Raw genomic sequence first — 16,892 nt, 5'->3', positions numbered from 1 at the left:
AGATTAGACATGTTACAATCTATTAAAAAAATGATTTCAGGAGAAGTCATAGAGCTAAATCAGCTAAAAAAAATTGTAAATAAAATAAATGCCCTAGAAGATTCATTCACTCAAAAAAATGATGAAGAGCTACAAGCATATACAAATATTTTTCGTGAGAAGCTTAACGAGGGAATATCACCAGAGGAGCTAATTATTGAAGCATTTGCTGTCGTTCGAGAGGCCTCTAAACGTGTGCTTGGAATGAGACATTATGATTCTCAGCTGATGGGAGGAGCTGTTCTAACACAATCTCAAATTGCCCAAATGCAAACGGGAGAAGGTAAAACGTTAGTGGCTACCCTACCAGCTTACGTGATGGCTGCTTACGGAAAAGGAACACATATCATTACCGCGAACGAATACTTGGCTACTCGAGATTATGAACAAATGAAGCCCCTTTTTGAATTTCTTGGTCTTTCCGTTGGACTTAATGTAGCTGGACTGGAAAAAGAGGAAAAGCAAGCTGCTTACCTTTGTGATATTACATACGGAACAGGGACAGAGTTTGGTTTCGACTATTTAAGAGACCATATGATCCAACGAGAAGATGAGCGCGTACAAAGACCGCTTTTCTACGCATTAATCGATGAAGTAGATAGCATTTTAATAGACGAAGCAAGGACACCTTTAATCATTGCAGGTAAGTCTAACGCAAGCTTAAATCTCTTCCCTGTGATGCAGATGGTAGTAAAATCGTTTGAGGACAAAAGAGAATACGATTATTACCCAGAAACAAAACAAATTGTATTGTTAGATGAAGGTGCAGATCGTCTAGAAGAGGCCTTTGGAATCGATAATGTATATGATCGCGAACATAGAGAGTTTCTTCATATAGCAATGCAGACGCTTCGCGCAAAAGTAGTTATGAGAAAAGATGTCGACTATATTGTGAAGGACGATAAAATACAAATCGTTGACCAGTACACAGGACGTATAATGGAAGGCAGAACATATAGCGATGGCCTTCATCAAGCAATAGAGGCTAAAGAGAAGGTTTCGATCAAAGAAGAGAACAATACACAGGCATCTGTTACCATTCAACATTATTTCCGTTTGTATAGTCATATCTCTGGAATGACTGGCAGTGCTATGCCTTCACGCGATGAATTTTGGGAGACTTATAATTTAAGAGTCACAGAGATTCCTACGAACAAACCAAACAAGCGAATTGATATGGAGACTGTTGTCTATTTATCCTCTGAAGATAAAATGAAGAAAATTGTTGCTGAAACTAAAAAGCACCACGAAGTTGGGCGTCCTGTTTTAATTGGGACCACCTCTATTGAGCAATCAGAGAAGCTATCCAATTTCTTTAAAGAGGAAGGCTTGAAACACAATATTTTAAATGCTAAAACAGAGGAAGATGAAGCAGAGCTTATTTCTAATGCAGGTCAAATGCATAAAATTATGCTAGCTACTAATATGGCAGGCCGAGGAACGGATATTCTTTTAGGCGAAGGTGTAGCAGAGCTTGGTGGTTTGCATATTATCGGAACCGAGCTTCACAGTAGTGCTCGTATTGATATGCAATTACGGGGACGTAGTGGTCGCCAAGGTGACCCAGGCAGCACACAGTTTATCGTTTCCTTAGACGACGAGCTATTCTACTACTATGATGAAGAAGAATTCGCTAAGTATAAAAAGAAAGTAAAAACGGATGAAAGTGGTTTAATAATTTCCCCTAACCCAACTAAATTTGTTTACAATGTACAAAAGGTTATTGAAGGAATGCATTTCTCAAGTAGATCACACTTACTAAAATTAGATGATGTAAACAATGATCAGCAAAAAGTGATTTATAATTATCGTGAAAAAGCATTGAAACTGGAAAACATGCAATCACTCATTCAAATTGCTATACAGGAACGCTTAAATTACTTCTTAAAGGATATGTTAGAAATGGATGCAGCGGGGGAAACTGCTTTGCACCAGGAAGTGATTGATGAAATTAAAATAATCGGCACGCTTACTACCACGGAGCCAATCGATTACTCTAACTTCACTGCGGAAAGTAAGGAACAATTACAAAAAGAACTAAATGTTGTTTACCGAATGGCGTTAGATGAACTAGAGAATGATGTAGATGAAGATACTTGGAAGGACATCCAAAGCATTTACATTGAAACGTTAGACAGATACTGGATTTCTCATTTAGGAAACTTACACCACTTGAGAGAAGGTATTTCCGTTCGCGGCTACGGACAAGAAGATCCTTATAGACTATATTCATTTGATGCATTAGACATGTTCAATCATATGCTGAACTCCTTTTTCCGAGATATCAGCCGATACTTTCTACAGGTTAATAGCTCTAAAATTGAAGAGTAAGACTAATTTTCTCATAAAGACTGCAGCAAATTCGTGCTGCAGTTTTATGAGTTTTTTTTAGTCTATATTTGCATAAAAAGGAGCTAGGCAAGATAAAGAGGAAGCCTGAATAGAAATATGTCCATTTGTTTTCCAAAATTAAAGATTAAGTCATTGTTCGTGTTCTTCTGTAACAATAGGATTTTGCAAATGATTCAAACAAGAAAAAATTTCCGAGGAAATAAAGCTACATTTAGAAAAGCATTAAAAATTCTATAAACAACATATATGCATGCTCAAAAAGGATTGTCATAAAACACACAACTGCTAGGTGTATTTTATGACAATCCTTATCACTCTCTCCATTGAAAACGAATCTTTCCACCACTCCTCAATTGGGAGATCTTCCATAAATCTTCGTCTGCTATTTTCCCCATGGTAGCATATCCACCAACCGTATGTGCATCTGCCATTAAAACAACCGGCTGACCATTATTAGTAATTTGAATAGTACCAAACTGGGTTGCCTCCGATAGAATATCGCCCTTAGAGACGAACTTTAGCTCAGGGCCATCTAAATAATATCCCATCCGATTCCCAGCCTTATATGTATAAATCGAATTAAAAAAAGTATCAATACTGCTCGTTTCAAATAAAACCACATGTGGACTTCCCCAAACATTAACAGTTACATCATTTTCATAAGTAGGAATAAGAGACGGTATTAATCGAGAGCGTTTGTTTGTATACGAAGTATCCCTCCCATATAAAATCATGTTTGGCTTCAGTACATATCCAATATCTGCTCTTGGATATGCTGAACTACTGTTCATCACCTCGTCCGCAAAAAATCCTCCTTGCGGAATTATGTAAGCAATACTTCCTTTACTTGGACTATTAAAGGATAGGATTTGACCTTTGATGACTAGAAAGGATTTCCACAGCTCCACGGGGTTTCCATCTAGCGTAGCTTCAAGATCCGCCCCACTGATGACCAATTTATGAGTATCTAACACTTCCAGTGATAAACCACCTAAAAATAGTTCTAACGCTAGAGAATTGGGAGAGTTAGATACAATTTTATTCCCCATTTGAAATGCATATTTATCCATTGGCCCAGCAACAGGCATCCCAAATTTCCGATACCCTGGTCTGCCCGAGTCCTGATAGGATGCGTAAACCCCCTCTTTTATGACTTTAAAAAGCGCCTTCATATTCCTAGCTCCAAAGATTCGATTTTCACTTTGTTTTCCTCTAATACTTTTCTAACTTTCCTAACAATTGCTGAAACATTTTTGCCGTCGCCATGAAAACATAAGGTATTTGCATGCATTCTTATCACATTACCAGATTTGGTCTTTACCTGTTGATCTTTTACGATTCGCAAAACCTGTGTAATAATCTCTTCATCAGTTGTCAAAATAGCATTTGGCTCTGTTCGGTTAACTAGCTGCCCATCCTCATCATAAAGGCGATCAGCAAAAGCCTCCTGTGCAGTTTGAAGACCTATCATTTTTCCCGCCTCTATTAGTTCACTGTTGCATAACCCATATAAAATCAAGTCTGGTTCCATATCAAACGTCGCCTGCGCAATTGCTTTAGCAACAGAGGAATCTTTTGCAGCCATATTGTAAAGAGCACCATGTGGCTTTACATGCCTAAGTCGTACATGATGAAGCTGACAGAAAGCCTTTAAAGCCCCAACTTGATAGATAACCATCTCATAGATTTCTTCGGGTGACATTATCATATTCCTACGTCCAAATCCTTGCAGGTCTGGAAATCCTGGGTGAGCACCAATGCATAAATTATTTTTCTTAGCTTCCTGGACTGTTCGGTTCATTACCGAAAAATCTCCCGCGTGGAATCCACAAGCAATGTTAGCTGAAGTAATCACTTTAAATAATTCCTGGTCTTCCCCTACGCTAAAGGCTCCAAAGCTTTCCCCTACATCCGCATTTATATCAATTGTTATCATTTAGACAACTCCTCTACAAAACGTTTCATAGCAAGAGAATCTTGTTTTAACTCACTAGCTATCTCTTCATATTCATGTATTGAAATGGGAAAAAATCTAATTAAATCTCTTGCTCTTAATAGAAAATGGTCATTTCTAAAAGCCGAATAGATTTCCATTGGTGTTCTTCCAATAATGTTCCATCCTCCTGGTGATTCTAAGGGATAAATGCCTGTTTGATTTCCTCCAATTCCAACAGAGCCTTTTGGTACTATACTTCTAGGCTTGTCTAGGCGAGAAATGCAAAGGCTTTTATGTAACTCTCCTAAATAAGGAAAACCGGGTAAAAATCCAATCATATATACGGTATATAATGGTTGTGTGTGAAGCTGAATAATCTGTTTGGAAGAAAGACCATTTAAAGAAGCTATTCTATCCATATCTAACGAATACGGCTCCTCGTAACAGACAGGAATATGTACTAATCTAGACGGTATTTTTTCTGAAGCTAAATTTTTATGCTGCCATTTGAATAAGAATCCCTTAATATCAACTTTGTCTAATGCCGACGAATCAATAAAAAACACCGTAATTGTATGATAGCTTGGCACCACCTCCTCTATAAGATGATTCCATTCTAATGAAACCATTTCAGCAAAGAAATGTACCTGACTCCATACTTCTTGACTTATAGTCTCTTCAAAACTAAAACGTAAAGTCCTCTCCCCTGTTCTAAAAAAAGTTGGCATTTCAATTGTCATGATGTTCTAGCACACCAATACAAGTGATAATACTATTTTTCAAGTCCTCATGAGACCAGCTCGGAATCTTCCCGTGTGCAATCGCTAGTTCATGAGATGCCGGAATATGGATGAATCCCGAAATCAGTTTGTTATTGGACTTCTGTGCATAATGTAATGCTTCATACATGACATTATTACAAAGGTAGGTTCCTGCTGTATTAGAAATTTCAGCAGGAAAACCATTTTGGATTAGCTTTTCCACCATTTTTCGAATTGGCAACGTAGAGAAATAACCTGGTTCTCCGTTTGCCTGGATCACTTCATCAACAGGCCTATTTCCTTTGTTATCTGCATCCCCATCTTGTACATTGATAGCAACTCTCTCGGGAGTAATTTTATACCTGCCAGCTGCTAAGCCTAAAGATATGTGTACGTCTGGCTTTTCTGCTTCCAGTAATTGAAGTAGCTCCTTACCAGACGCACGAAAATCTACCGGTAGGATTTTACCAACAATCCTATGACCATTAATCTCTAAACCATTTAACTGTTCCACAATTTTCATAGTTGGATTGACAGTAAGCTGTAAAAACGGTTCAAATCCTGTTAATAATAATGTTTTCATTCTATTCCTCCTATTGATTCTATTTATTTATTTGAATTTTCATATCATTCATTTTAACATTCTTGGAATATAAAATAACAACCAACAAGTTTTCTCTCGTTGGTTGTTTGAATAAAATAGTTAGTAAGGAGTAAAAATATCGACAATTTTCCATTCCTTATTTTCTTTTTTCAATAGATATACGTTTATAATAGTTTCCTTTTTGTTTCCTGTAGTAGCAAGGTCCTCAACTTCCACATAGGCATAGCCACTAATGATGGAGTAGACATAAACGTTTAACAGTTCGAATTTTGTATCATTTTCATTGAAGGAAGTCTGGATATCCTCTTTTAAAAATTCATAGTCTGGAAAATCCTTACCGTATAACGAGAAGACTCCCGTTACATCTTTTTTATTGATCAGTTGGTTCATTTGACCAAAATAAATGTTGAAGTCTTTTTCTTGTGCAACAAAATTTATATCCTTTCGCATGACCTTGCTATATTCTTCAAATAGTCGATAATACATCGTATCATCTTTAATGGATTCTAAAGTTAAAAACAACTCGTTTAGAATGGAGTCTTGCTTGGTTTTCTTTTGAATAGCCTGGTCCAGCTTAGTTATTAAGCCTTTCGCTATCTTTGCAGATTTTACATTAAGTAGCATCTGTTCAGCAGGACTCTTATATTGAGCAATAAAAGCTTCACGTGTTGACTTACCATAAACTCTATAAAGAAGCTTTCCTTGCTTTCTAATTTCCTCTGATAATGCATGATAGGCAGTTTCCGTAAGCTTAGAGCTTGGATCCTTTCTATACTCTTGCTGTAGAGTGTTAGCCAGCTTCTGAATTTTATTGCCGGACGTAATAGCATCCACATACCCCATGGAGCGTTTATAATGGATTCCAGCTGTTTCTTCTAATTTTTTTTCTAATTCTGCCCTTTTAGCTGAATCACTTATCGAGGAAATCTCTTTTTGTGCCGCTAGATAAGCAGATTTAGTTGAATTGAATACCTTCATATCAGGAGTTTTAATAGACTGGGTATGTTCAATAGAAATTTGCCATTTTAAAGCGGTTGCTTCTTTCTCCGCTCTCTGAACTAGAGCTTCCGCTTTTGTTAAAGACGCTGCCTGTACATTCGCTACGGGACCGAGTATAACACTACTAAAAATTCCAAGTGCAAGTGAATACGTAATTACTTTTTTCATTGTATTCTCCATTTCGTCATGTAATAGAATTCATTGGGACTGAATTTTTTCTATAAAACGTTCTAAACGATTTAAACCCTCTTCTAATACGGCCATGGAATAAGCATAGGAAATTCGAATATAGCCTTCTCCATAAGGTGTAAAGGTACTGCCAGGAACTACCGCTACTCCACCTTCATGTAGTAGCTTCGTTGCAAAATCAAAAGATTTCATACCTAAACGTTCTATGGAAGGAAAAATATAAAATGCACCATTCGGCTTAATGACAGGAAGACCCATCTTTAACAAGCGATCATATACATAGTCACGTCTTGTTACATACTCAATATTCATTGCGCTTGGGATATCCTTGGAATTGGTTAAAGCCTCTAGTGCACCGTACTGTGATGGCAAAGAAGCACAAATAGAATTGTAAAGATGTACTTTTAACACATGCTCCATAATTTTCTCAGGACCTAATATGAATCCAATCCTCCAGCCAGTCATCGAATGCGACTTAGAAACCCCATGGATATAAAATAATTTGTCTCGCAGCTCCGGATAGGAAGCAAACGAAACATGCTCTCCTAAAAATGTATTCTCACTATAAATTTCATCGGAGACAATATAAACCTCTTTATCCTTTAACATTTCCACTAGCTGATCCATTACCTGCTTTTCGATAACCATGCCAGTAGGGTTTGAAGGATTATTAAACAAAATAGCCTTCGTTTTATCTGTAATAAGCTTCTCTAATTCATCTGCTGAAGGCTGTAGACCTGTATTAGTTGTATCTAAATAAACGATCTTAGCGCCACAAAATTTAATAACAGGTTCATAGCCCGAGTATATCGGAGCCGGCAATATAACCTCGTCGCCTTCTTCTAAAATAGTTCGAAAAACTGTATCGATAGCTTCACTCGCACCGTTTGTGATGACAATTTCTTTAGTTGGGTTGTAGGAAAAACCATATTTATCTGTAAAAAAATTATTAACAGCTTCTCTTAACTCTATTAACCCAGCATTGTGAGAATAACCAGTCAAATCATTTTGAATAGCGTGTATTCCTGCATCCTTCACTGCCTGTGGAGTAGGGAAATCTGGTTGTCCTATTGTTAGATTAACTGCATTTGGGAAATTAACTAGCTGGTTCGAGAACTGACGAATACCAGGTTGTTCAAGTGCTATCGCACGTGGGTTAAGTTGTAAAGACATATAATTACCCTTCTTTCACAATTATTTATTACTTAGAATACTCGGAAGCCATAAAGATAAACTCGGTAAGAAGGTGATAAGGATTAAGCAAACAATCATGCTGAACAAAAATGGGATAATGGCCATTACTATTCTTTCAAACTTCACATTACCAACACTAGAAGCTACAAATAGGTTTACTCCAAGAGGTGGTGTGATAAAACCAATTGCTAAGTTAGCAACTAATATTACCCCAAAATGAATGGGGTCGACACCGACTGCAATAACAATCGGCAAAAGAATTGGTGTTAGGATGACTAAAGCAGATATTGTATCGATAAACATTCCTACTATTAATAGTATGATATTAATAGCTAGTAAAATGACAATTGGATTGGTAGATAATTCAGTCAAGAAAGAAGAAATATCATTGGGCACCTGTTCTAAAGTCATGAAATATGCAAAGGATACGGAAAGACCAATAATAATCATCGTAGTAGCATTAATAACGACTGCTTCACGGAAGCATTCAAATACCGATTTCCACGTAAGCTCCTTGTAAACAAACAAGCCGATAATTAAAGCGTAGACTACTGCAACTACTGCAGCTTCCGTTGGCGAAAAGAAGCCCCCATAAATCCCACCCAAAATAATAACTGGGATAAGCAATGCCCACTTGGCATCGTATGTAGCTTTTAACACATCCTTAAACGAGAAGCGTGCACTTCCCTCGGACTTATAGCCACGTTTTTTAGCAATAACATACGCAGTGATCATTAAACCTATACCAATAATAATACCTGGTAATATCCCTGCTAGGAACATGCTTCCTACAGATACACTTCCTATTACCCCATACAACACAAATGGAATACTAGGTGGAATAATTACGCCTATAGATCCTGCTGAAGCAGATACAGAAGCCGCGAACCCGCCGTCATACTTTTTGTTTTTCATTTCAGGAATCATAAAACCACCAATTGCTGCTACCGTTGCAGGTCCTGATCCCGAAATAGCGGCAAAAAACATGGATGCTACTATGGTTACTAAAGACAATCCCCCTACTACCCAACCTACTAAAGCAGTAGCTACGTCCAGCAATCTTTTGGAAACTCCCCCTTTACTCATTAATACTCCAGCTAGCATAAAGAAAGGGATTGCTAATAGCGGGAATGAATCCAAGGATGTAAAAGCTTTTTGGGCTATAATACCGAGTGGAAGATTAGAACCGAAATAAATGGCAACTAGTGCAGAAACACCTAAGGAGATGGCGATGGGAACTCCGATTAATAGGCAGATAAACAAAGTACCGAACAAAAGAGCTACCGTCATAGCATAATCTCCTCATCCTTTGGTTTGTCGTAATTGCCTTGTATTACTTCTTTTACTTGAATGACTAACCGAATAGCCATCCCAATCCCACCAAGTGGTATAGCTAAATATGGAATCCAAATTGGTATTTGCATAGCTGGAGCCAGCTGTCCATGATTAATACTACTTAAAACAAGTTCTGTACCAAACACAGCTAAAAACAGTGCCATTACAAACCAAATTACTATCGATAAAATCTCAAGCTCCTGACGAAAAACGCCGTGGAAGCGGGTGATAAATGCTTCCACACGAATGTGCTGTCTTAACTTAACTGCATAACTTGCACCTATCCATACTTGAAATATATGAATATACCGAGCCATTTCTTCGGTCCAGCTTGGTGCGGAGGAGAAGACATATCGGCCTATTACTTGACCAAAAATAAGAGCTACCATTAAACCAAGGGAAAGTACTAGCATTATTTCTTCGAACCTTGCAAATTTCTTTAGCATATACATTTCACCCCTGTTTTATTATTGGTTGTTTGCTTCCTCTGCCATTTTGACAAGATCTTCCCCGATTTCAGATACATATTTATCATAAACTGATTGAGTTGCGTCCTTGAATTCGTTACGTTGCTCTTCCGTCAATTCATTTACTTTCATACCTTCCTGCTTCAATTTCTCAAGAAATTCTACATCTTGCTTTTGGGCAATTTCACGTTGCTCTGTTCGATACTCTTCAGAAGCAGTTTGCACTAGCTCCTGCAAATCGTCTGGTAAACTATTAAAGAAGTCATTGTTCATCAACAAAATAGTTGCAGCATAGACGTGGCTAGTTAAAGTTAGGTATTCCTGAACCTCGTAAAACTTGTTTGTATAATATAAAGAAATGGGTGATTCCATTGCTTCATATGTATTTTGTTGCAGTGCCGTGTATAATTCCCCAAAAGCAAATGGAGAGGCATTGGCACCAAAAGCTTTAAATGTGTCTGTATGTACCGGATTTTCTAGTGTGCGATACTTTAAACCCTTTAAATCGGCTATTCCTTCTATCGGTCCCTCATTATTAGACATATGACGGAATCCATTTTCAGCAAAAACAAGTCCCTTCATATCATTGCTCTCTAATTCCGCAAGCAGCTGATCTCCTAATTCTCCATCAAGCGCACGATATGCCGCATCATGATCATTAAACAAAAATGGCAAGTCAAAAACCATAAACTTTTTATTGAAAGAAGCTAATGGCGCAACCGCTGGAATAGTCATTTCAATATTACCTAACTGTACCGCTTCAATTCCTTCTCGGTCGGAAGGATACAATTGACCATTTGCATATAGTTCAACTTTTAAACGTCCATCCGATTCTTTCTCCAATTTTTCTTTAAAAGACTTAGCAGCTAGATGAGTAGATTGCTCCTCCGATACTAAGTATGCAATTCGAAGTGTATATTGATCTTGCTCCTCCCCTGAGCTAGACGTTGACGTATTTGTAGATGGTCTTCCACATGCGCTTAACGTAAGTAAAGTGATCAGTAGTATAGCTAATAATTTTTTCATTTCTTTTCCTCCTCATTGAAATATAATAAAAATCTTCTTTCTACATTATCTAGGTGAATTGCCATAAGTTGTTTAGCCAAATCATTATCTTGTACTCTCAGTGCCCGTACTATCTCTTCATGCTCATAATAAGCCTCCTCTGCGCTGACCTCTAATGTATTGGAAAGAATCAGAAAAGCACGATTACTTCCAGCATTAGCATCATTTATCAGTTCACCCAGCTTTCTGTTGGGTCCTATACTTCCAATCAGCAAATGAAACTGTTGATCTAAGTCGTTAAACGTGTTGTATCTTTCTTCTTTAATGGAAGTTAATTGCTCCACAAGATTTTCTTCTAGTGCACACAATACCTCCTCGGAAATATAATTTGCATTTTGGTCAATATTATATATTTCTAATAATCTACGTATTTCCATATAGTGTAGCCCGTCTTCTTTTGTAAAGGTTGCTACAATAGCCGGTTTAGCCTTATTTACTTCTACTAGACCCTCAGCTGCTAATCTTTTTAAAGCTTCACGCAGGGGAGTTCGACTAATCCCTAAATCTAACGCTAGCTTTTCTTCCGGTAATTCTTCCTGCTGCGCTAGTTTTCCACTAATGATAGCGTCCTTTAATGCATTAAACGCTTGATCAGCTAAAGATTCTTTTGGAGAAAGCTTTTTCAAAATAATTTCTCCTTCCTGTATACTGTATACATGAATAATATATTATGTTAATATTATTGTAAATAAATATTTTGAATTTTTAGATATACAGGAGGATTGTCATTTATGGAAGCACATCTATTTGACCAATTTGAAGAGGTACTAGGAAAAGAGAAAATAAGTAAAAGTGAATCAGAATTATATAGACATAGTCGAGATGAATCCTCCCACCCTTTTGTGGAGCCAGATTTTGTATTGTTCCCGGATAGTGTAGAGGACATTGTGACCGTTCTTAAAATAGCTAATGAACATAAAGTACCTGTTACTCCATATGGCGCTGGTTCTGGCCTTGAAGGTCAAGCTATTCCAATTCACAAGGGGATTTCTATTAGTTTTGATAATATGAAAAAAATAATAGAATTTAATCCTGAGGATATGATGGTTACTGTGGAGCCAGGTATCACTCGTCTACAGCTAAACCATTTTGTTAATAAGCACGGTCTATACTTTCCAATTGATCCTGGTGCTGATGCCTCCATTGGAGGGATGGTCGCAAATAATGCAAGTGGAACGACCGCTGTACGATACGGCTCAATGAGAGATCAAATTTTAGATTTAGAAGTTGTTCTAGCAAATGGTACCGTTATTCATACAGGATCCAAGGCAAAAAAATCTTCCTCAGGCTATAACTTAAATGGAATTATGGCTGGATCAGAAGGAACGTTAGGAGTAATTACAAAGGTTACTTTAAAACTCCACGGTATTCCAGAGAAAGTGATTGCTGCTCGTTGTACATTTGAAACACCTGGGAGCTGTGCAGAAGCTGCTCAAGCAGTTTTATCGTGTGGGATTCCGGTACTTAGAATGGAATTAGTAGATGCTGAAAGTATAAAACAAGTAAATGTATATGGGGATTATGGATTCCCAGAAGAGCACTCTCTATTCTTTGAATTTGCAGGTACTCCGAATATCGTGGAAGAAGAAGCAACAGTAGTTGAAGAGTTAATGAAGGATTTAGGATGCAGCAATTGGGAGCGCGCCAATTCCCCAAAAGACCGAGCTGACATTTGGAAGGCTCGTCATGAGCTCTCTTATGCCTATAAGCATATTAAAGGAAAAGATAACACTGGAGCTGACGCATGTGTGCCTATCTCTAAGCTAGCAGAAATGGTCGTTTTTGGTCGCACGCTAATAGAGGAAAGTGGTCTCCTAGGTGGCGTCTTCGGACATGTTGGTGATGGTAATTTCCACACGATGGTCATGTACGACCCTAACGATACAACAGAAGTAGCAAAAGCCAAGTATACAAATGATCAGATTGCTTTAAAAGCAATAGACTTAGGTGGCAGTTGTACAGGGGAGCACGGAGTTGGAGTCGGTAAAATGAAATACCAGCTTAAGGAGCATGGTGAGGCAGTGGAGCTAATGAAGTCTATTAAATTATTATTTGATCCAAATGGAATTTTAAACCCTGGGAAAATATTTATTTAGTTCTTCGTATTTTTATGTAATAACACGAATAATTAGTAGAAAGTAGTAATATATGCTTTCGAGTAAATTTAAAAGGACTGCTCAGTTTAATTCACTGTGCAGTCCTTTTTTTAAAATTAATATACCTTATCTCCATTAAAAATGGAGTTTTTCACAACGACATAATCTACATTACGAATAGCGTCCAATTTGTTTCCGCCTGCATACGAAATGGAAGATTGTAAATCCTGCTCCATTTCTCTTAAAGTATCCTCAAGATGTCCTTTATGCTCGACGAACATTTTTTTACCTTCGACGTTTTTCTTCTCGCCTTTTTGAAATTCAGAAGCAGATCCGAAGTATTCTTTAAAACGTTTTCCATCTTTTTCAATCGTAACTCCAGGAGATTCCTCATGACCAGCAAAAAGTGAACCGACCATTACCATGGATGCACCAAATCGAACAGATTTAGCTATATCGCCATGTGTACGAATACCGCCATCCGCTATGATTGGTTTACTAGCAGCTTTTGCACACCAGCGTAATGCAGCTAACTGCCATCCACCAGTTCCAAAGCCTGTTTTAATCTTTGTAATACAAACCTTACCTGGTCCAATCCCAACTTTAGTAGCGTCTGCTCCAGCATTTTCTAACTCCCGTACAGCCTCTGGAGTTCCTACATTTCCTGCAATCACAAAGCTTTTTGGCAAATAACTTTTAATATGCTTAATCATATTAATCACGGCATTAGAATGACCATGTGCAATATCTATTGTAATAAATTCAGGCACTAATGACTTGCTCGCTAATTCCTCTATGAAATGATATTCTTCCTCTTTGACACCGACACTTATCGAAGCAATCAAGCCTTTAGATTGCATATCCTTAATAAAATCTATACGCTTTTCTGGCTGAAATCGGTGCATGATATAAAAGTATCCTTTTTCAGCTAAATACAAAGCTATTTTTTCGTCTATAATTGTTTGCATGTTTGCAGGGACTACCGGTAATTTAAATTTATACCCACCTAACGAAACTGTCGTATCACATTCCGAACGACTGTTAACCACACATTTCGCAGGAATTAATTGAATATCCTCATAATCAAATACGTTTTCCACGCCTCAACACTCCCAAACACGAATATTTATATTAAAAACTAAGGTAATTGTTCGCCCATTTGATAATTTACATGATTTCTCCACTCTTGTCAAAGACTTTTAGAGAAAAACATGAATATTAGGAACGAAGACATAGGAGCATTTGTATGAAAGGGCATGAAAATAACGTGAAGGAGCGATATATAGTAAATAAAAAGGTTTATAACTAACCCGTAAATCAAATAGTGCCTACTCGTGTGAATTAAGAAATTATTTTGTAGACAGGCACGAGCGGAATCCATTACTAATCTATTTCATATGTTAAGAGAGAGGAGGTTTTTATTATGTTGCCAGCTATACTATTACAGTTTGCTTACCTATTTATTTTTATATGGTCAGTAGCTATGCTAGTACAAGACTTTCAAGGGACACAAAAAAACTGGTTAACGGTTTTATTGCACATATCTGTAGCAATCGTATCCCTCAACTATTTACTTGTGTCACTCGGCGTAAGTATTTAGCAATTGTAAAGAATCCTGTTTACCTAAGCGTAAACAGGATTCTTTTTTTCTTCATCAATAAAACTTAGCTCCTATAAGTTATTAAAAGACTTTAGTCATTTTATTTTCTATAAAGTTTCGCTTTATTTACATAGAAAAATTATGAAATTGATGCCACTAAAATTCATCTATACTAGAGATATTTTCAACAAATAAAGAGTAACTAATTAGCAGTAAGGGTAAAGTATTTAATATCATTTAAAGACAGAAAGTGGGATGTTCATGTCGTCACAATGTCACAATAGATTATCCAAAGAAAAATCTCCCTATTTACTTCAGCATGCCAATAATCCTGTTGATTGGTTTCCATGGGGAGAGGAAGCTTTTGAAAAAGCTCACAAGGAAAACAAGCCTCTGTTTGTAAGCATTGGCTATAGTACATGCCACTGGTGTCACGTAATGGAAAGAGAATCGTTCAAGGATCAAGAGGTCGCTGACATATTAAATAAGCATTTCATATCGATTAAAGTAGATCGTGAAGAAAGACCGGATATTGACTCGATATATATGACTATTTGTCAAATGCTAACTGGAGAAAGCGGCTGGCCACTCCATGTTTTTCTAACGCCTGACCAAAAGCCTTTTTACGCGGGAACCTATTTTCCAAAGGAACAAAAATACGGGAAACCCGGACTGTTAGATTTATTGCCTCGCTTACATAAAGCATATGAAAATGAATTTGATCAACTAGAAGAAGTAAGTGAAAAACTAATAGAAGCCTTTCAAGTAACTAATACAACTAACAACCATACAGCTATAGAGCCAAATATAATAGAAACTGCCTTTCATCAGTTAGCTGGTATGTTCGATTCTCAGCACGGAGGCTTCGGTAAAGAACCTAAGTTTCCCTCCCCTCTACAGCTGCTCTTTTTAATGAGGTATTATCATGAAACTAATGAGGATGATGCCCTTCATATGGTTGAAATTACATTGGACGGTATTGCTCGTGGTGGAATTTCCGATCATCTTGGTGGTGGATTTGCTAGATACTCAACGGATGAAATGTGGCTTACTCCACATTTTGAGAAAATGCTCTACGACCAGGCATTACTTTTAATGGCATATACGGAGGCTTATCAAATTACTAGAATCCCTCAGTATGAAGAAGTCGTATACAACACTGTTAAATTTGTTGAACGAGAAATGACTCATCCCGAAGGTCCATTCTATTCTGCAATTGATGCGGACAGTGAAGGTGAAGAAGGAACTTATTATGTTTGGTCTTTTCAGGAAGTAATACAAGTCTTGGGTGAGGATGAAGGTACACTTTTTGCAAGATCCTATGATATTACAGAAGAAGGTAATTTTGATGGAAGAAATATACCTAATTTAATCTATACTGATATTGCTTCTATTCTAGAGGAATTTAATATATCGGAGGATGAATTGGAAGAACGATTAGATGCTTCTAAAGCTATTCTATTAGAGCATCGTCAGAACAGGCCCTACCCACATATTGACGACAAAATAATTACCTCATGGAATGGATTAATGGCTGCCGCTCTCGCCAAAGCTGGAGCAGCTTTTACGAATCCTCACTTTATAAGCTCTGCAAAAAGAGCTTTGCAATTTATTGAAAATCATCTTATTAAGGAAAACGTTTTATACGCAACTTATAGAGATGGTGAAGCGAAGAACGTTGCTTATTTGGATGATTATGCAAATTTGTTGTGGGCATATGTTGAGCTTTATGAAGCAACGGATGAGGAAGAGTATTTAGAGAAGGCAAAACAGATAGCCTCAGAGATCATGGACAACTTTAAAGATGAAGTAAATGGTGGATTTTATTTTACGAGTACGCGTGGAGAAAAACTAATTGTTCGAGAAAAAATAATTATGGATCAAATTATTCCTGCTGGGAACGGGACAATCGCTTGGCAGTTTTGGAGGTTAGCTAAAATTACCGACAATCCAGACATGCTTCAACTAGCTGAAAATACTATTTCCACTTTTGCAGAGGAAATTACACTTTATCCTACCTCTCTATTGTCTTCGCTAATGGCATTCCAGACATTAAATAGCAAAGGAAGAGAAATTAAGTTAATTGGTAACCCAATAAGCGATATCTTAAAGGTGCTTCAGACAACATATAGACCGTTTGATATTTGGTCAACCACAGCGCCTTTAGAAACCTTGTCGGTAGAAATTTGTCAAAATAATAGTTGCCATGCACCACTTAAAGATATAGAAAAAGTCATTAAAGAAATAACATAAAT

At 37.3% G+C, this 16,892-nt stretch carries 15 protein-coding genes; 4 read left to right on the top strand and 11 right to left on the bottom strand.

Going from position 1 to position 16,892, the window contains the following annotated elements; translation table 11 throughout:
* Nucleotides 1–9: 9 nt before the first annotated feature.
* Complete coding sequence (gene secA, locus HF876_RS04080; RefSeq protein ID WP_169358786.1) at nucleotides 10–2,370, top strand: preprotein translocase subunit SecA; 2,361 nt, start codon at nucleotides 10–12, stop codon at nucleotides 2,368–2,370.
* A 332-nt stretch (nucleotides 2,371–2,702) separates the two neighbouring features.
* Here secA and HF876_RS04075 read toward each other — a convergent pair whose 3' ends face one another.
* From HF876_RS04075 to HF876_RS04030, 10 genes are all read right to left on the bottom strand, one after another.
* Complete coding sequence (locus HF876_RS04075; RefSeq protein ID WP_169358785.1) at nucleotides 2,703–3,563, bottom strand: 5-oxoprolinase subunit C family protein; 861 nt, start codon at nucleotides 3,561–3,563, stop codon at nucleotides 2,703–2,705.
* Entirely contained in the window at nucleotides 3,560–4,324 is a 765-nt protein-coding gene (locus HF876_RS04070; protein ID WP_346764028.1) for a LamB/YcsF family protein, read from the bottom strand. The genes HF876_RS04075 and HF876_RS04070 overlap by 4 nt, the downstream gene beginning before the upstream one ends.
* Entirely contained in the window at nucleotides 4,324–5,067 is a 744-nt protein-coding gene (gene pxpB / locus HF876_RS04065; RefSeq protein WP_169358783.1) for a 5-oxoprolinase subunit PxpB, read from the bottom strand. The genes HF876_RS04070 and pxpB overlap by 1 nt, the downstream gene beginning before the upstream one ends.
* Nucleotides 5,057–5,671, bottom strand: coding sequence for a pyroglutamyl-peptidase I (gene pcp, locus HF876_RS04060; RefSeq protein WP_169358782.1), 615 nt, complete (start codon nucleotides 5,669–5,671; stop codon nucleotides 5,057–5,059). The genes pxpB and pcp overlap by 11 nt, the downstream gene beginning before the upstream one ends.
* A gap of 120 nt (nucleotides 5,672–5,791) precedes the next feature.
* Complete coding sequence (locus HF876_RS04055; RefSeq protein WP_169358781.1) at nucleotides 5,792–6,859, bottom strand: hypothetical protein; 1,068 nt, start codon at nucleotides 6,857–6,859, stop codon at nucleotides 5,792–5,794.
* A gap of 30 nt (nucleotides 6,860–6,889) precedes the next feature.
* Nucleotides 6,890–8,053: an aminotransferase class I/II-fold pyridoxal phosphate-dependent enzyme gene (locus tag HF876_RS04050; RefSeq protein WP_169358780.1), complete on the bottom strand. Its 1,164-nt coding sequence runs from the start codon at nucleotides 8,051–8,053 to the stop codon at nucleotides 6,890–6,892.
* Nucleotides 8,054–8,074: 21 nt separating this feature from the next.
* On the bottom strand, nucleotides 8,075–9,364 hold the full coding sequence (locus tag HF876_RS04045; protein WP_169358779.1) for a TRAP transporter large permease: 1,290 nt from the start codon (nucleotides 9,362–9,364) through the stop codon (nucleotides 8,075–8,077).
* Nucleotides 9,361–9,855: a TRAP transporter small permease gene (locus HF876_RS04040; protein ID WP_169358778.1), complete on the bottom strand. Its 495-nt coding sequence runs from the start codon at nucleotides 9,853–9,855 to the stop codon at nucleotides 9,361–9,363. Before HF876_RS04040 ends, HF876_RS04045 begins: the two co-directional genes overlap by 4 nt.
* Before the next feature lie 21 nt (nucleotides 9,856–9,876).
* On the bottom strand, nucleotides 9,877–10,902 hold the full coding sequence (locus HF876_RS04035) for a DctP family TRAP transporter solute-binding subunit (RefSeq protein ID WP_169358777.1): 1,026 nt from the start codon (nucleotides 10,900–10,902) through the stop codon (nucleotides 9,877–9,879).
* The gene (locus tag HF876_RS04030) at nucleotides 10,899–11,567 is read right to left on the bottom strand and encodes a GntR family transcriptional regulator (protein ID WP_169358776.1); all 669 of its coding nucleotides are present in this window, start codon (nucleotides 11,565–11,567) and stop codon (nucleotides 10,899–10,901) included. Before HF876_RS04030 ends, HF876_RS04035 begins: the two co-directional genes overlap by 4 nt.
* Before the next feature lie 105 nt (nucleotides 11,568–11,672).
* Between HF876_RS04030 and HF876_RS04025 the strand changes: the two genes are divergently transcribed.
* Nucleotides 11,673–13,037: an FAD-binding oxidoreductase gene (locus HF876_RS04025; RefSeq protein WP_169358775.1), complete on the top strand. Its 1,365-nt coding sequence runs from the start codon at nucleotides 11,673–11,675 to the stop codon at nucleotides 13,035–13,037.
* 116 nt (nucleotides 13,038–13,153) lie between these two features.
* Here HF876_RS04025 and guaC read toward each other — a convergent pair whose 3' ends face one another.
* Nucleotides 13,154–14,137: a GMP reductase gene (gene guaC / locus HF876_RS04020; protein ID WP_169358774.1), complete on the bottom strand. Its 984-nt coding sequence runs from the start codon at nucleotides 14,135–14,137 to the stop codon at nucleotides 13,154–13,156.
* A gap of 323 nt (nucleotides 14,138–14,460) precedes the next feature.
* Between guaC and HF876_RS04015 the strand changes: the two genes are divergently transcribed.
* Together HF876_RS04015 and HF876_RS04010 are read left to right on the top strand one after the other, a co-directional pair.
* The gene (locus HF876_RS04015; RefSeq protein ID WP_169358773.1) at nucleotides 14,461–14,637 is read left to right on the top strand and encodes a hypothetical protein; all 177 of its coding nucleotides are present in this window, start codon (nucleotides 14,461–14,463) and stop codon (nucleotides 14,635–14,637) included.
* 261 nt (nucleotides 14,638–14,898) lie between these two features.
* Nucleotides 14,899–16,890, top strand: a complete 1,992-nt coding sequence (locus tag HF876_RS04010) for a thioredoxin domain-containing protein (RefSeq protein WP_169358772.1) — start codon at nucleotides 14,899–14,901, stop codon at nucleotides 16,888–16,890.
* Nucleotides 16,891–16,892 lie beyond the last annotated feature (2 nt).

Origin of the sequence: Psychrobacillus sp. BL-248-WT-3 (genome assembly GCF_012843435.1) — a bacterium.
In the GTDB taxonomy this organism is placed as follows: domain Bacteria; phylum Bacillota; class Bacilli; order Bacillales_A; family Planococcaceae; genus Psychrobacillus.
This window is presented reverse-complemented; position numbering and strand designations above follow the sequence as displayed.

Excerpts from the sequence above, each read along its gene's own strand:
- HF876_RS04050 (WP_169358780.1), bottom strand. The coding sequence starts at position 8,053 with ATGTCTTTACAACTTAACCCACGTGCGATAGCACTTGAACAACCTGGT.
- HF876_RS04055 (WP_169358781.1), bottom strand. The coding sequence starts at position 6,859 with ATGAAAAAAGTAATTACGTATTCACTTGCACTTGGAATTTTTAGTAGT.
- HF876_RS04045 (WP_169358779.1), bottom strand. The coding sequence starts at position 9,364 with ATGACGGTAGCTCTTTTGTTCGGTACTTTGTTTATCTGCCTATTAATC.
- HF876_RS04075 (WP_169358785.1), bottom strand. The coding sequence starts at position 3,563 with ATGAAGGCGCTTTTTAAAGTCATAAAAGAGGGGGTTTACGCATCCTAT.
- HF876_RS04035 (WP_169358777.1), bottom strand. The coding sequence starts at position 10,902 with ATGAAAAAATTATTAGCTATACTACTGATCACTTTACTTACGTTAAGC.
- HF876_RS04015 (WP_169358773.1), top strand. The coding sequence starts at position 14,461 with ATGTTGCCAGCTATACTATTACAGTTTGCTTACCTATTTATTTTTATA.
- HF876_RS04010 (WP_169358772.1), top strand. The coding sequence starts at position 14,899 with ATGTCGTCACAATGTCACAATAGATTATCCAAAGAAAAATCTCCCTAT.
- HF876_RS04040 (WP_169358778.1), bottom strand. The coding sequence starts at position 9,855 with ATGCTAAAGAAATTTGCAAGGTTCGAAGAAATAATGCTAGTACTTTCC.
- secA (WP_169358786.1), top strand. The coding sequence starts at position 10 with ATGTTACAATCTATTAAAAAAATGATTTCAGGAGAAGTCATAGAGCTA.
- HF876_RS04025 (WP_169358775.1), top strand. The coding sequence starts at position 11,673 with ATGGAAGCACATCTATTTGACCAATTTGAAGAGGTACTAGGAAAAGAG.
- pcp (WP_169358782.1), bottom strand. The coding sequence starts at position 5,671 with ATGAAAACATTATTATTAACAGGATTTGAACCGTTTTTACAGCTTACT.
- pxpB (WP_169358783.1), bottom strand. The coding sequence starts at position 5,067 with ATGACAATTGAAATGCCAACTTTTTTTAGAACAGGGGAGAGGACTTTA.